General features: G+C 69.2%; 13 protein-coding genes and 1 pseudogene. 6 read left to right on the forward strand and 8 right to left on the reverse strand.

Features of this window, described 5'->3' with window-relative positions:
• From OG390_RS12380 to OG390_RS12395, 4 genes are read right to left on the reverse strand one after another with little or no spacing between them, the layout of a single operon-like run.
• Complete coding sequence (locus OG390_RS12380) at window positions 1-336, reverse strand: non-heme iron oxygenase ferredoxin subunit (protein WP_406167442.1); 336 nt, start codon at window positions 334-336, stop codon at window positions 1-3.
• A complete protein-coding gene (gene sufD, locus OG390_RS12385) occupies window positions 333-1,553 on the reverse strand; it encodes a Fe-S cluster assembly protein SufD (RefSeq protein ID WP_406167444.1) in 1,221 nt (406 codons plus the stop codon). Before sufD ends, OG390_RS12380 begins: the two co-directional genes overlap by 4 nt.
• Window positions 1,554-1,608: 55 nt before the next feature.
• Entirely contained in the window at window positions 1,609-3,033 is a 1,425-nt protein-coding gene (gene sufB, locus OG390_RS12390) for a Fe-S cluster assembly protein SufB (RefSeq protein WP_399077703.1), read from the reverse strand.
• Window positions 3,030-3,773 carry a helix-turn-helix transcriptional regulator gene (locus OG390_RS12395; protein WP_406167447.1) on the reverse strand — a complete coding sequence of 248 codons (744 nt, stop codon included), beginning with the start codon at window positions 3,771-3,773 and terminating at the stop codon, window positions 3,030-3,032. Before OG390_RS12395 ends, sufB begins: the two co-directional genes overlap by 4 nt.
• Window positions 3,774-3,934: 161 nt before the next feature.
• Here OG390_RS12395 and OG390_RS12400 point away from each other — a divergent pair.
• The 4 genes and pseudogenes from OG390_RS12400 to OG390_RS12415 form a co-directional block, all read left to right on the forward strand.
• A pseudogene (locus OG390_RS12400) lies at window positions 3,935-4,748 on the forward strand (aminoglycoside N(3)-acetyltransferase); the annotation flags it as partial.
• Window positions 4,749-4,814: 66 nt separating this feature from the next.
• A complete protein-coding gene (locus OG390_RS12405) occupies window positions 4,815-5,738 on the forward strand; it encodes an ABC transporter ATP-binding protein (protein ID WP_406177632.1) in 924 nt (307 codons plus the stop codon).
• A 50-nt stretch (window positions 5,739-5,788) separates the two neighbouring features.
• Window positions 5,789-6,505, forward strand: coding sequence for an ABC transporter permease (locus OG390_RS12410; protein ID WP_406177634.1), 717 nt, complete (start codon window positions 5,789-5,791; stop codon window positions 6,503-6,505).
• A 42-nt stretch (window positions 6,506-6,547) separates the two neighbouring features.
• Window positions 6,548-7,555 carry a COX15/CtaA family protein gene (locus OG390_RS12415; protein WP_406167449.1) on the forward strand — a complete coding sequence of 336 codons (1,008 nt, stop codon included), beginning with the start codon at window positions 6,548-6,550 and terminating at the stop codon, window positions 7,553-7,555.
• Here the strand turns inward: OG390_RS12415 and OG390_RS12420 are convergent.
• From OG390_RS12420 to OG390_RS12435, 4 genes are all read right to left on the reverse strand, one after another.
• Entirely contained in the window at window positions 7,542-8,306 is a 765-nt protein-coding gene (locus OG390_RS12420) for a nucleotidyltransferase (protein WP_406167451.1), read from the reverse strand. The genes OG390_RS12415 and OG390_RS12420 overlap by 14 nt on opposite strands.
• Before the next feature lie 21 nt (window positions 8,307-8,327).
• Complete coding sequence (locus tag OG390_RS12425; RefSeq protein ID WP_406167453.1) at window positions 8,328-9,434, reverse strand: amidohydrolase family protein; 1,107 nt, start codon at window positions 9,432-9,434, stop codon at window positions 8,328-8,330.
• Between the two features lie 214 nt (window positions 9,435-9,648).
• Window positions 9,649-10,005 (reverse strand): hypothetical protein, encoded by a 357-nt coding sequence (locus OG390_RS12430; protein ID WP_406167455.1) that lies wholly within the window; start codon window positions 10,003-10,005, stop codon window positions 9,649-9,651.
• A 328-nt stretch (window positions 10,006-10,333) separates the two neighbouring features.
• Window positions 10,334-11,320 carry a heme o synthase gene (locus OG390_RS12435; protein WP_406177636.1) on the reverse strand — a complete coding sequence of 329 codons (987 nt, stop codon included), beginning with the start codon at window positions 11,318-11,320 and terminating at the stop codon, window positions 10,334-10,336.
• 355 nt (window positions 11,321-11,675) lie between these two features.
• Between OG390_RS12435 and tkt the strand changes: the two genes are divergently transcribed.
• Both tkt and tal read left to right on the forward strand, forming a co-directional pair.
• Entirely contained in the window at window positions 11,676-13,778 is a 2,103-nt protein-coding gene (gene tkt / locus OG390_RS12440) for a transketolase (protein ID WP_406167457.1), read from the forward strand.
• Window positions 13,779-13,812: 34 nt separating this feature from the next.
• A complete protein-coding gene (gene tal / locus OG390_RS12445; protein WP_406167459.1) occupies window positions 13,813-14,931 on the forward strand; it encodes a transaldolase in 1,119 nt (372 codons plus the stop codon).
• The last annotated feature ends 3 nt before the right edge of the window (window positions 14,932-14,934 follow it).

The following is a 14,934-nucleotide window of genomic DNA, read 5'->3' on the forward strand; positions in this document are numbered from 1 at the left end:
TCAGGACTCCTGGGTGAGGGAGACGAGCACGTCGTCCCCTTCGATCTGTACGGGGTATACGGGGACGGGGCGCGTCGCGGGAAGGCCGGACGGCTTGCCGGTGCGGAGGTCGAAGCTGGAGCCGTGCAGCCAGCACTCGATCTGACAGTCCTCCACCTCGCCCTCGGAGAGCGAGACGTTCGCGTGCGAGCAGATGTCGTGGATCGCGAACACCTCCCCTTCGGTCTTCACGACCGAGACCGGCGTGCCGTCGAGTTCCACCCGCTTCGGGGTGTCCTCCTCCAGCTCGCTCAGCCCACAGACCCGAATGAATCGGGCACGGTCGAAGGTGGTCATGCGACCGACGCCTCCAGCTCCTCTTCGATCTTGGCGATGAGGCGCTCCTCGATGTCCTCGACGCCGATCTGCTGGACCAGCTCGGCGAAGAAGCCGCGGACCACCAGACGGCGGGCCTCGTGCTCCGGAATGCCGCGGGCCATCAGGTAGAAGAGCTGCTCGTCGTCGAAGCGGCCGGTCGCCGAGGCGTGTCCGGCGCCGACGATCTCGCCGGTCTCGATCTCCAGGTTCGGCACGGAGTCGACCCGGGCGCCGTCGGTCAGAACCAGGTTCCGGTTCATCTCGTAGGTGTCCGTGCCCTCGGCCTTGGCCTCGATGAGGACGTCGCCGATCCACACCGCGTGCGCGCCGTCGCCCTGCAGCGCGCCCTTGTAGGCGACGTTCGACTTGCAGTGCGGGGTGTTGTGGTCGACGAGGAGGCGGTGCTCCTGGTGCTGGCCCGAGTCCGTGAAGTACAGGCCGAAGAGCTCGGCCTCGCCGCCGGTGCCGGCGTACGCGACGCGCGGGTGGAGGCGTACGACGTCGCCGCCGAAGGTGACCACGAAGGACTTGAAGGTGGCGTCCCGGCCGATCAGCGCGTTGTGCTGGCCCACGTGCACGGACTTGTCGTCCCAGTCCTGGACGGAGACGACGGTGAGCTTGGCGCCGTCGCCCAGGATGTAGTCGACGTTGGCGGCGAGTACGGCGTCACCGGTGTGGTCGATGACGACGACGGCCTCGGCGAAGGCTCCGAGCTCCACGACCTGGTGGCCGTAGGCGACCCCGCCCTCGCCGTGCACGGCGATGCGGATCGGCTCGGTGAGCACCGTCTCCTTGGGGACGGTGACGACACCGGCCTTCTCGAACGCCGAGTACGCCTGGGCGGCGACGCGGTCCACCGGGGTGCCGGCCTTGCCCAGTCGGGCGTCGTCGCGGCCGACGGTCTCCACGACGACGCCCTCCGGCGCGTCGATGCCGACCTTCACGCCGTCGCCGGTGGCGACCGCGGTGCCGTCGTGCAGCCCGCGCAGGCGCTCCAGCGGGGTGAACCGCCACTCCTCCTCGCGGCCGTGGGGGACGGGGAAGTCCGCCACGTCGAAGGACGGGGGCGCGCTCATGCGCGTGGCGACGGTCGACTCGGCGGCCACCGCGATCTGGCCGGCGGTGGTGGATCCCAGCGGTGGGGCCCCCCCCGCTCGAGCGGAGCCGAGAGTGGGGGAGTTCTGAGCCTCAGCCATGGCTGTCGTAGTGCTCGCTTTCTGAGTAAGACGTGTGCTGACCGATGGGGCGGGGTTAGCCGACCGCGCCTTCCATCTGCAGCTCGATCAGCCGGTTGAGCTCGAGGGCGTACTCCATGGGCAGTTCCTTGGCGATCGGCTCGACGAAGCCGCGCACGATCATCGCCATCGCCTCGAACTCGGTCAGACCACGGCTCATCAGGTAGAAGAGCTGGTCCTCGGAGACCTTGGAGACGGTGGCCTCGTGACCCATGGACACGTCGTCCTCACGGACGTCGACGTACGGGTACGTGTCGGAGCGGGAGATGGTGTCGACGAGCAGCGCGTCGCACAGCACGTTCGACTTGGATCCGGCCGCGCCCTCGCCGATCTCGACCAGACCGCGGTAGGACGTGCGACCGCCACCGCGCGCCACGGACTTCGACACGATGTTCGACGAGGTGTTCGGCGCCATGTGGACCATCTTGGAGCCGGCGTCCTGGTGCTGCCCCTCGCCCGCGAAGGCGATGGACAGGGTCTCGCCCTTGGCGTGCTCGCCCATCAGGTAGACGGCCGGGTACTTCATGGTGACCTTGGAGCCGATGTTGCCGTCGATCCACTCCATGGTCGCGCCCTCGTACGCCACGGCGCGCTTGGTGACCAGGTTGTAGACGTTGTTCGACCAGTTCTGGATGGTCGTGTAGCGGCAGCGGGCACCCTTCTTCACGATGATCTCGACCACCGCGGAGTGCAGGGAGTCCGACTTGTAGATCGGGGCCGTACAACCCTCGACGTAGTGGACGTAGGCGTCCTCGTCGACGATGATCAGCGTCCGCTCGAACTGGCCCATGTTCTCCGTGTTGATGCGGAAGTAGGCCTGGAGCGGGATCTCCACGTGCACGCCCTTCGGCACGTAGATGAAGGAGCCACCGGACCACACGGCGGTGTTCAGCGAGGCGAACTTGTTGTCACCGACCGGGATGACCGTGCCGAAGTACTCCTTGAAGAGCTCCGGGTGCTCCTTCAGAGCGGTGTCGGTGTCCAGGAAGATGACGCCCTGCTCCTCCAGGTCCTCGCGGATCTGGTGGTAGACGACCTCGGACTCGTACTGGGCCGCGACACCGGCGACGAGGCGCTGCTTCTCCGCCTCCGGGATGCCGAGCTTGTCGTACGTGTTCTTGATGTCCTCGGGCAGGTCCTCCCAGGACTCCGCCTGCTTCTCCGTGGAGCGCACGAAGTACTTGATGTTGTCGAAGTCGATGCCCGAGAGGTCCGAGCCCCAGTTGGGCATGGGCTTCTTCTCGAAGAGGCGCAGGCCCTTGAGGCGGAGCTTGGTCATCCACTCCGGCTCGCTCTTCTTCGCGGAAATGTCGCGGACGACGTCCTCGTTGATGCCGCGCTTGGCAGAGGCACCGGCCACGTCGGAGTCGGCCCAGCCGTATTCGTACGTACCCAGACCCTCGAGCTCGGGGTGGGCAGTCTCCTCGATGGGGAGCGTCATGCGGGGTTCCTCCCGGCGGTGCTTGCAGATGCGTTATCAGTGGTCTTGGAAATCTTGGGGATAAACGTGGTGCATACGCCATCGCCGTGGGCGATGGTGGCCAGCCGCTGGACGTGCGTACCGAGCAGCTGGGAGAAGATCTCGGTCTCCGCCTCGCACAGCTGCGGGAACTGCTCGGCGACATGGGCGACCGGGCAGTGGTGCTGGCAGAGCTGCTCGCCGACCGGTGCGCTACGCGCCGTAGCAGCGTACCCGTCCACGCTCAAGGCCTTGGCCAGCGCTTCGGTGCGCTCCTCGGGGGCGGCGGCCTCGACGGCCTTGCGGTAGGCAGCGGCCTGCGCGGCCATCCTGGCGCGGGCGAAGGCCAGAATCGCCTCGTCGCCGCCCTCACGCGCCGCGATCCAGCGCAGCGCGTCCGCCGCGAGCTTGTCGTAGGACTGGTCGAAGGCGTCCCGGCCACAGTCGGTCAGGGCGAACACCTTGGCGGGACGGCCGCGCGTACGCGCTCCGTAGACCCGCTGCTCACGTGCTTCCACGACGTCGTCGGCGACGAGCGCGTCGAGATGACGGCGCACGGCGGCCTGGGTCAGCCCCAGGCGTCCGGCAAGATCGGCCACCGTCGACGGGCCGTGGTCCAGGATGGACCGCGCGACCCGGTTGCGTGTCGACCGCTCCCCGGTCGCGAGCTCCTCCTGCGGGGCCCCCGTGGGGGTCTCCCGAGCCTCGCGAACGTTTTTCACAACGCCATTGTTGCGTAATTCCTCAGAGGCAGGCAAGCCGCGTCCTGAGGGGTGGACGGTGCGCTGCATCACTTAGGCATACCTAAGGTGACCTGCAGAAATGATCTTTGATCGGTCAATTCGGTGGCGGCAGGCCGGGCTCTCGGGAAAACTCCCGAACCATGCCGACACCCCCTCCGACCGGCCCACTCGTCACTCGGGACACCCTCGCCGCACACCTTCTCTCACTGGGCATACGCCCGGGAGAAACGCTTCTCGTGCACTCCTCCCTCAGCTCCCTCGGCTGGGTCAACGGCGGCCCCGTCACGGTCGTCCAGGGACTGCGCGACGCACTCGGCCCCGAGGGCACCCTGGTGGTCCCCACCCAGTCCGGCGACCTCTCCACCCGGCCCTGTGGAGCAACCCGCCCGTACCCGAGGAGTGGTGGTCGGCCATTCGGGCGACGATGCCCGCGTACGACCCGCTCGTGACACCCTCCCGCGGGGTCGGCGTGATCCCGGAGACCGTACGGAACTGGCCCGGCGCCCTGCGCAGCGCACATCCGGAGACCTCGTTCGCGGCGCTCGGCCCGCACGCGGCGGCGATCACCGAGGGGCACGCGCTCGACTGCCGCCTCGGCTGGGGGCACCTCCCACGCCCTTAAGGCAGTGGGGGAGCAGCCCGCTGGCCCGCCTGGAGGCCGACGGTGCCCGGATCCTGCTGCTCGGCGCGGGCTACGACACCTGTACGAGTTTCCATCTGGCCGAGTACCGCATCCCGTCGCCCGTCGTGGAGGTCGGGCGCCCCTCCCCGACGGGCTGGGAGCTGGTCCTGGAGGTGTCGATCACCTCCGAGATGTTCGAGGAGCTGGGCTCCGACTTCGAACGGGACCGCCCCGTCGTGCGGGGCAAGGTGGGCGCGGCCGACGCCAGGCTGTTCCCGGTGGCCGACGCGGTGGCGTACGCGGAGCGGTGGCTGGCGCTGCACCGGCCACGGGGATCTGTACGTGGATGCGGGCCCCGGCGCCTCCGAGCCGCGACGGCGTCCTTAGACTTGCGCCTCATGCGAAGCGAGCCCGTGGTCCAGGTCCAGGCCCTGGTGAAGCGGTACGGCACGAAGACCGCGGTGGACGGCCTCGACCTGGTGGCCGAGGCGGGCATCACCGCCGTACTCGGACCCAATGGCGCCGGCAAGACGACCACGGTCGAGACCTGCGAGGGGTACCGGAGACCGGACTCGGGCTCGGTACGCGTCCTGGGCCTCGACCCGGTCCGGGAGGCCGCGGCGCTGCGCCCCCGCATCGGCGTGATGCTCCAGTCCGGAGGCGTCTACTCGGGCGCCCGGGCGGACGAAATGCTCCGCCACGTCGCCAAGCTCCACGCCCACCCGCTGGACGTGGACGCGCTCATCGAACGGCTCGGCCTCGACAGTTGCGGCCGTACGACGTACCGACGGCTCTCGGGCGGCCAGCAGCAGCGCCTCGCGCTGGCGATGGCCGTGGTCGGCCGCCCCGAACTGGTCTTCCTCGACGAGCCGACCGCCGGACTCGACCCGCAGGCCCGGCACGCCACCTGGGACCTGGTCCGCGATCTGCGCGCCGACGGCGTCTGCGTCATCCTCACCACGCACTACATGGATGAGGCCGAGCAGCTCGCCGACGACGTCGCGATCATCGACGCGGGCAAGGTCATCGCCCAGGGCTCCCCCGAGGAGCTGTGCCGCGGCGGCGCCGAGAACACCCTGCGGTTCAGCGGCCGCCCGGGGCTCGACGTGGGGTCCCTGCTGAAGGCCCTCCCGGCCGACTGCACGGCGGCCGAACTGACGCCGGGCGCCTACCGGGTGGGCGGCAAGGTCGATCCGCAACTGCTGGCGACGGTCACGTCCTGGTGCGCGCAGCACGGGGTGATGCCGGAGAAGATCTCGGTCGAACGCCACACTCTCGAAGACGTGTTTTTGGAACTGACCGGCAAGGAGCTGCGTTCGTGACCACCGCCGGTACGTACACCCCGAAGCCGAGTGCGGCGCCGCTGCCCCGCATGATCGGCGCGCAGGCCGCCCTCGAGACGAAGATGCTGCTCCGCAACGGCGAGCAGCTCCTCCTGACGGTCGTCATCCCGACCCTGCTGCTGCTGCTGTTCGGCTCGGTCGACATCGTCGACACGGGCAAGGGCAAGGCGGTCGACTTCCTGGCCCCCGGCATCCTCGCGCTCGCCGTGATGTCGACGGCGTTCACCGGCCAGGCGATCGCGACGGGCTTCGAGCGGCGCTACGGCGTGCTCAAGCGGCTGGCCGCCTCCCCGCTCCCCCGCTGGGGCCTGATGACGGCGAAGACGGCGTCCGTGCTGGTCACGGAGGCTCTCCAGGTGATCCTGCTGACGGTGGTCGCCTTCGCGCTGGGCTGGTCACCGCACGGCAACCCGCTGGCTGTGCTGCTGTTGCTGGTTCTGGGGACGGCCGCGTTCTCGGGCCTCGGCCTGCTGATGGCGGGCACGCTGAAGGCGGAGGCGACGCTGGCCGCCGCCAACCTGGTCTTCCTGCTGCTCCTGGTCGGCGGCGGCGTGATCGTCCCGATGGACAAGTTCCCCGTCGGCGCCCAGGACGTCCTCGGCCTGCTGCCGATCTCGGCGCTCTCGGACGGGCTGCGGGACGTGCTCCAGCACGGCGCGGGGATGCCGTGGGGGGACCTCGGGATCCTGGCCGTGTGGGCGGTCGTGGGTCTCGCAGCCGCCGCCCGATTCTTCCGGTGGGAGTAGAGACCTCCCCCTCGTGAAGGCGTGCACAAGCGGCCCCCTACGATGGGGAGCGTGCCAAACGTGACCCGAGCCGACGCCCTGAGCGCGGTGCGCAACCCGCTCGCCTTCATCGCCGAACGCTGGACCCCGAACCCCCGGACGGTGCAGCGCGCGGCCCTCGCCGCGCTGGTGATGGCGGTGGTCATCGTGGTCACCGGCGGCGCCGTGCGGCTGACCGGCTCGGGCCTCGGCTGCCCGACTTGGCCGAAGTGCACGGACGACTCGCTGACGACCACGAGCGCGATGGGCTTCCACGGGGTCATCGAGTTCGGCAACCGCATGCTGACGTATGTGCTGTGTGCCGCGGTCGGCTGGGCGATCATCGCCGCACGCTCGCAGAAGCCGTGGCGGCGGGGCCTGACCCGGCTGGGCTGGGCCCAGTTCTGGATCGTCATGAGCAACGCGATCCTCGGCGGCATCGTCGTCCTGGTCGGCCTCAACCCGTACACGGTCGCCGCCCACTTCCTGCTCTCCACGGCGCTCATCACCGTCGCGACGCTCATGTGGCAGCGCACCCGCGAGGGCGACGCCGAACCGCGTCCGCTCGTCGGCAAGTCGGTGCAGCAACTGGTCTGGTTCCTGGTCGCCGCCGCCGTGCTGTTGATCGCGGTCGGCACGGTCGTCACCGGTGCGGGACCGCACGCGGGCGACTCAAGCGAGGTCGACCGCATGCACGTGAACTGGGAGAACGTCGCCAAGCTGCACGCCGTGCTGGCCTGGATCGTGGTCACGCTGACCTTCGCCCTGTGGTTCGTCCTCAAGGCGGTCGACGCCCCCAAGGGCCCGCTGAACCGCACCCGCGACCTGTTCCTCGTCCTCCTCTCCCAGGGCGTCATCGGCTACGTCCAGTACTTCACGGACCTCCCCGAGGCCCTGGTCGGCCTCCACATGCTCGGCTCCTGCCTGGTCTGGATCGGGGTGCTGCGCGTACTGCTGGCGCTGCGCGAACGCCCGGACGTCATGGCGGACCTGCCGGGTCCTTCGACGGAATCGACGCTCACGCGCGCGTGAGTCCTTCGTAGGCGGCGACAAGGCCGTCGATGGCGGGACCCAGATAGGCCCTCGTGAGTTCCGCCCGGCGCACCGTCCACTCCTCCGCGGGCGGCGCCGGGTCCTCGTATCTCCGCCGCCTGATGTCGGCGACCACGTCGACGGGCGCACCCAGTGCGGGCAGCGCCTCCAACGCCTCCCGCTTCGAGATCAGGCGGCCCTCGCGCAGGGTGACGGTCGCACGGGCGAAGGTGACCATCCCCAGGTCGACCCAGACGTTCTGCTTCCAGAGCCGGGCCTTGCGCACCGCGGGCCGCCAGAAGTCCTTCTGGTCCCGCACGACGAAGGCGTTCAGTTCGCGGTCCGGGGTGGGCGGGAACAGGTCCTCGGGAGGTGTGCCTTGCACAACGAGTCCGAACGCGTGCAGTTCCCGCCGGGTGACCGGGGTGACCGGGCGCTTCAGCAGGTGGTTGTGCGCCCAGGTGAGGTACGGCCGCTCCGCGCCGGCCATGGTGTCCGGCGTCGGATAGCTGCAGTGCAGCTTGTCGGCGAGCGGCTCGTCGGCGCGCAGCCGGCGGTGCAGCCGCACCACCTTGCGCACGGTGCCGAGCGAGATCGGGCCCTCCAGGACCGCGATCAGGTCGAGATCACTGCGCCCCTCCTGGTAGTCGCCCCCGGCGAGCGAGCCGTGCGCCCACAAGGCGACCGGGGCAAGAAGCCTCAGATCGGCGAGAAAGCGGTCGAGGAGACGAGCAGTGGCGTCATCGGTCATGGGGTCGAAGTCTGGCGGCTCTCAGTCCACCCCGTACACCCGTCGCGCGTTCCCCGCCGCGATCAGCCCCGCCACCCGCTGCGCGTCGGCCAACGACCAGGCCCCCTCGGCGACCCAGGTGCCGAGCACCCGTGCGAGCGCCTCGCGGAAGAGGCGTGCCCCGACCACATGAAGTTCGGGCAGGCCATGTGCCCCGCTGGAGAACAGGAGCTTGCCGAAGGGCGCCAGCTCCAGGATCTCGGCGAGGACGGCTGCCGCCCGCACTCCCGTACGGACCAGGGCCGCGCCCAGGTCGGCGTACACATGCGGGAAGACACCGGCGAGATGGGCCGCGTGCCGGTGGTACGGGTAGCCGTGCAGGAGGACGAGGTCGGTGCCGAGGCCGGCCGTGGCGCGGGCGAAGTCGGTGAGCAGGACGGGGTCGCTGCGGTCGATGCGCAGTCCGGGCTCGCCGAGTCCCGCGTGGAGTTGGAGGGGCAGCCCCGAGGCCACCGCGATCCACAGCAGATGGCGCAGCAGGACGGGGTCGCTGAGCGCCCCGCCCACCCGGCGGTCCGCCAGCCAGCGGCCCGCCGCACCCCGCACCTCGCCCGGGCCGGGCGGCTCGGGCGCGAGCGCCAGTCCGTGCCGCATGCCCGCCACGGAGGTGAAGGCGACGGCGTTCGCGGCGGCCCCGTGGACGGATTCGGCGAGATTGGCAAGAAAGGACTCGACGGTGCCGGAGGTGTCGGCGACCTGCTCGGCGAGCAGCTCCAGCCGGACGATCTCGTGCGCCTCGGCAGCTCCCGTGGAGGCCATCTCGCCCGGCCCCGTCAGATCACCGGGCAGCCCGGTGTCGACGAGATACGTCGTGATGCCGCTGCCGCGCAACAGCCTGCGGCCCGATTCCAGTACGCCGAGTTCACGACGCCGGGCCAGATAGCGGGCGGGCGGGCAGTGCGGCTCCAGACCGAGCAGCGGCGGACACCAGCGGCGTACGGCGAAACCGGTCTGCGTGTCGAAGAAGGTGGTGCCGGGGGCCGGTGGGCCCTCGGTTCTGGCGAGGTGGGCCTCGAAGGTGCCGAGGCCCAGCTCCGTCCTCAGTACGCCGTGGCAGTACTGGTCCACCAGGGACGACGTTTCGATCATCCGGACTCCCCGCGACTGGACCTTGCGTTCTCAGGTCCTAACGGGTGAAGCGGGTATCAGGTGTTGCTCGCCCACACCCCGTGCGAAGGAGCTTCGCTGGTTTTTTCGATTCGCAGAGTGCGGATTTCTTCGAAGGTGCGGCCTGCTGTGGCTGGTCGCGCAGTTACCCGCGCCCCTCAGGGGCGCGACCGGCGAGGCGCGTTCGACCCGGTCCTCAGCCGTTGTTCGGGCCGCCCACCTGGATTCCCGCCATGCGCGTCCACTCGTAGGGGCCCGTCTTCACCTTCGCCGCGAACTCGCCGTCGAACTCTTCGTGAACGGTGATGCCGGACTTCTTCACGGCTTCCTCGGCGATCGCGTAAGTGGGTGCCACGAGGTCGCCCCAGCCGCCGTCCTCGCCGACGAGCACGATCCGGGCGCCCTTCTGTCCGATGTACGCGACCTGTCCCTCGGCCCCGCCGTGCGCCTTGGAGAAGGCGGAGATCTGCTGGGCGAGCTTGGCGGCCCTGCGCTCGGCCCTGGCGTCCTGGGTGGCGCCGGTCGTCTCGTCATCCTGCTGGGTGTCTGCCATGGCCAGGATGCTACCGACGAGTAGATCAAACGGCGATGGGAGGGGTGCGTGGCCTTGGCCACGCACCCCTCCCGTCACCGGCAGCTAGTGCCGCGTCAGCCGAGGTTCACCCCGTCGCGACGCCCGGCACGCTCCCCCACTGCCTCAAGGGCGTGGGAGGTGCCCCCACTCGCCGCACCGGCCGAAAGCCCAAGTACATCCAGTACGAGGACTTCCGGCCGGCACTCCCCCAGCCCTCGGCCGGGGGACCCCCAGAGCACGCACCGGACGCCGCTCCTCAACGGGCAAACCCTGGCCGACGCGGCACTAGCGCGGCACTAGCGCAGCACTAGCGCAGGAAGGGGTCCACCGCGACTGCGACGAAGAGGATCGACACATAGGTGATCGACCAGTGGAACAGCCGCATCTCCTTGAGCTTGCCGCCCGTCACCTCGGCCTTGGCGCGGTTGTGCAGACCGTGCGCCTCCCACAGCCAGAACCCACCGGCGGCGAGCGCGACCAGCGTGTAGAACCAGCCCGTGTAGCCGAGGGGGGTGAGCAGCAGCGAGACCGCGACCATCACCCAGCTGTAGATGACGATCTGGCGGGCGACCACCTTGTTGGTGGCGACGACCGGCAGCATCGGCACGCCCACGCGCGCGTAGTCCTCCTTGACCTTCATGGACAGCGGCCAGTAGTGCGGCGGCGTCCAGAAGAACATGACGAGGAAGAGGATGACCGGCGCCCACGACATGGAGTTCGTGACCGCGGACCATCCGATGAGCACCGGGAGGCAACCCGCGATGCCGCCCCACACGATGTTCTGCGACGTACGGCGCTTGAGGATCATCGTGTAGACGACGACGTAGAAGAGGAGCGCTCCGAGCGACAGCCACGCCGACAGCCAGTTGACGGTCAGGCCGAACAGGAGCGTCGAGACGACCGCCAGCGTGATGCCGAAGGCCAGACACTCGCGGGGGCTGACCATGCCGGTGACCAGCGGGCGCTGCGAGGTGCGCTCCATCAGGGCGTCGATGTCACGGTCGATGTACATGTTCAGCGCGTTGGCGCCGCCCGCCGACAGATAGCCGCCGAGGCAGGTGAGGAGCACCAGCTTCAGGTCCGGCACACCCTGCTGGGCCAAGAACATCACCGGAACGGTGGTGATCAGCAGCAGTTCGATGATGCGCGGCTTGGTCAGCGCCACGAACGCTTTGACACGGGCCCCGAACGGCCGCTGGCCCCGGCTGCTGCTCGACTCGAGCTCCCCCACAGCCTTAAGGGCGCGGGAGGTGCCCCCACCCGCTGGACGGGATTCGACGGCCGTCACGCACACCCCTGACAGAGACATCCCAGCAAGCCCCCGGGTGTGAACTCCCCGTAAAGGCTCGCGCGTACCACGCCACTGTAGACGTTGCCCAGACCCCGACATTCGCGGGGGTGGGGTCGTGTTGAGCAGCGCCGCTGGAAGAGCCGAGCACCACTCGATTGAGCACTCTTACGAGCGGCTCCGTATTCACTTGCCGAACACGGATCGGCCCAGTCGGGAGGCGGATCCCGAAGAGTCCCGGCAGTCTGGAATGAGTCGAAAAAACGCACGTACTTACGGGGGTAGGCTCGACACCGCCGGTGGGCGCCCAGTGCACCGGCATTCGACATGCGTGACATGTGGAGAGGAGCCCTGACCCAGGGTGAGCACCAAGCCGACCACCACAGACCTCGAGTGGACCGAGTTGGACCAGCGGGCCGTGGACACCGCCCGCGTCCTGGCCGCCGATGCCGTACAGAAGGTCGGCAACGGCCATCCCGGTACGGCGATGAGCCTGGCGCCTGCCGCGTACACCCTCTTCCAGAAGGTGATGCGGCACGACCCGGCGGACGCCGACTGGGTAGGACGCGACCGCTTCGTGCTGTCCGCGGGCCACTCGTCCCTGACCCTCTACACCCAGCTCTACCTGGCCGGCTTCGGCCTGGAGCTGGACGATCTCAAGGCCTTCCGTACGTGGGGCTCCAAGACGCCGGGTCACCCCGAGTACGGGCACACCACCGGTGTGGAGACCACGACCGGTCCGCTCGGCCAGGGTGTCGCCAACGCCGTGGGCATGGCGATGGCCTCCCGCTACGAGCGCGGTCTGTTCGACCCGGACGCCCCGCAGGGCGAGTCTCCGTTCGACCACTTCATCTACTGCATCGCCGGTGACGGCTGCCTCCAGGAGGGCATCTCCGCGGAGGCGTCCTCGCTGGCCGGGCACCAGAAGCTCGGCAACCTGGTCCTGCTGTGGGACGACAACCACATCTCGATCGAGGGCGACACCGAGACGGCTGTCTCCGAGGACACCGCCAAGCGGTACGAGGCGTACGGCTGGCATGTGCAGCGCGTCGCCCCGAAGCCGGACGGCGACCTGGACCCGCACGCCATCTACAACGCGATCGAGGCCGCGAAGAAGGTGACGGACAAGCCGTCCTTCATCGCGATGCGCTCGATCATCGCCTGGCCCGCCCCGAACGCGCAGAACACCGAGGCCGCGCACGGCTCGGCGCTCGGCGACGACGAGGTCGCGGCCACCAAGCGCGTCCTCGGCTTCGACCCGGAGAAGTCCTTCGAGGTCACCGACGAGGTTCTCGCGCACACCCGCCAGGCCCTCGACCGCGGCCGCGAGGCCAAGGCCGAGTGGGAGAAGGGCTTCGCCGCCTGGCGCACCGCCCGTCCGGAGCGCGCCGCCGAGTACGACCGCATCGCCGCGACCGAGCTGCCGGCCGGCTGGGAGGAGAAGCTCCCGGTCTTCGAGGCGGGCAAGGGCGTCGCCACGCGTGCCGCGTCCGGCAAGGTGCTCCAGGCGCTCGGCGCGGTCATCCCCGAGCTGTGGGGCGGCTCCGCCGACCTGGCGGGCTCGAACAACACGACGATCGACAAGAACTCCTCGTTCCTGCCGGCCGACAATCCGCTGCCGGGTGCCAACCCCTACGGCCGCACGATTCACTTCGGTATCCGCGAGCACTCCATGGCCGCGGAGATGAACGGCATCGCGCTGCACGGCAACACCCGCATCTACGGCGGCACCTTCCTGGTGTTCTCCGACTACATGCGCAACGCCGTGCGCCTGTCCGCGCTGATGCACCTGCCGGTGACGTACGTCTGGACGCACGACTCCGTCGGCCTCGGCGAGGACGGTCCGACGCACCAGCCGGTCGAGCACCTCGCCTCGCTGCGCGCGATCCCCGGCCTCAACGTCGTCCGTCCCGCGGACGCCAACGAGACCGCCGTCGCCTGGCGCGAGATCCTCAAGCGCTACACGAAGGTGTTCGGCAAGGGCGCCCCGCACGGCCTCGCGCTGACCCGCCAGGGCGTGCCGACGTACGAGCTCAACGAGGATGCCGCCAAGGGTGGTTACGTGCTCTTCGAGGCCGAAGGGTCCGAAGGACAGAACACAGCGCCCGAAGCCATCCTCATCGGCACCGGCTCGGAGGTGCACGTCGCCGTCGAGGCCCGCGAGCAGCTGCAGGCCGCGGGCATTCCGACGCGCGTTGTGTCCATGCCGTGCGTGGAGTGGTTCGAGGAGCAGGACCAGGGGTACCGGGACAGCATCCTGCCGCCGTCGGTGAAGGCGCGGGTCGCGGTCGAGGCCGGTATCGGTCTGACCTGGCACCGATTCGTCGGGGACGCCGGGCGCATTGTTTCGCTGGAGCACTTCGGTGCTTCGGCCGACGGCAAGGTGCTCTTCCGCGAATTCGGTTTCACTGCCGAGAACGTCGCCAATGCCGCCCGGGAATCGATCGCCGCAGCCCGGCGCTGACGCTGATATACGACACGTAGGAGATGCAATTTCCATGACAGACGCACTCAAGCGCCTCTCCGAAGAAGGCGTCGCGATCTGGCTGGACGACCTGTCGCGCAAGCGGATCACGTCCGGCAATCTCGCCGAACTGATCGACCAGCAGCACGTCGTGGGCGTCACCACCAACCCGTCGATCTTCCAGAAGGCGATCAGCAGCGGTGACGGTTACGAGCAGCAGCTCGCCGACCTCGCCGCTCGCAAGGTCACCGTCGAAGAAGCGATCCGCATGATCACGACGGCGGACGTCCGTGACGCCGCCGACATCCTGCGTCCGGTCTTCGACGCGACCGGCGGCCAGGACGGCCGCGTGTCGATCGAGGTCGACCCGCGTCTGGCGCACAACACCAAGGCGACCATCGCCGAGGCCAAGCAGTTGGCCTGGCTGGTGGACCGTCCCAACACCCTGATCAAGATCCCGGCCACCAAGGCGGGTCTCCCGGCGATCACCGAGACCATCGGCCTCGGCATCAGCGTCAACGTCACGCTGATCTTCTCGCTGGAGCGCTACCGCGAGGTCATGGACGCCTACATCTCCGGCCTGGAGAAGGCCAAGGAGCGTGGCCTGGACCTCTCGAAGATCAACTCCGTGGCGTCCTTCTTCGTGTCCCGCGTGGACACCGAGATCGACAAGCGGATCGACGCGCTCGGCACCCCCGAGGCGAAGGCCGCCCGCGGCAAGGCGGGTCTCGCCAACGCCCGGCTCGCCTACCAGGCGTACGAGGCGGTCTTCTCCTCCGACCGCTGGGCTGCCCTCGACAAGGCGCAGGCCAACAAGCAGCGTCCGCTGTGGGCCTCGACCGGCGTCAAGGACAAGGCGTACAAGGACACTCTGTATGTCGACGACCTGGTGGCGCCGAACACGGTGAACACCATGCCGGAGGCCACCCTTGAGGCCACCGAGGACCACGGGCAGATCACCGGCAACACCATCGCCGGTACGTACGAGCAGGCCCGCGCCGAGCTCGACGCGGTCGAGAAGCTCGGGATCTCGTACAACGAGGTGGTCCAGCTCCTGGAGGACGAGGGCGTCGACAAGTTCGAGGCGTCCTGGAACGACCTGCTCAAGTCCACAGAGGCAGAGCTCGAACGCCTCGCCCCCTCGGAGGGCTGAAAT

Source organism: Streptomyces sp. NBC_00996 (genome assembly GCF_045162675.1).
Taxonomy (GTDB): Bacteria; Actinomycetota; Actinomycetes; order Streptomycetales; family Streptomycetaceae; genus Streptomyces.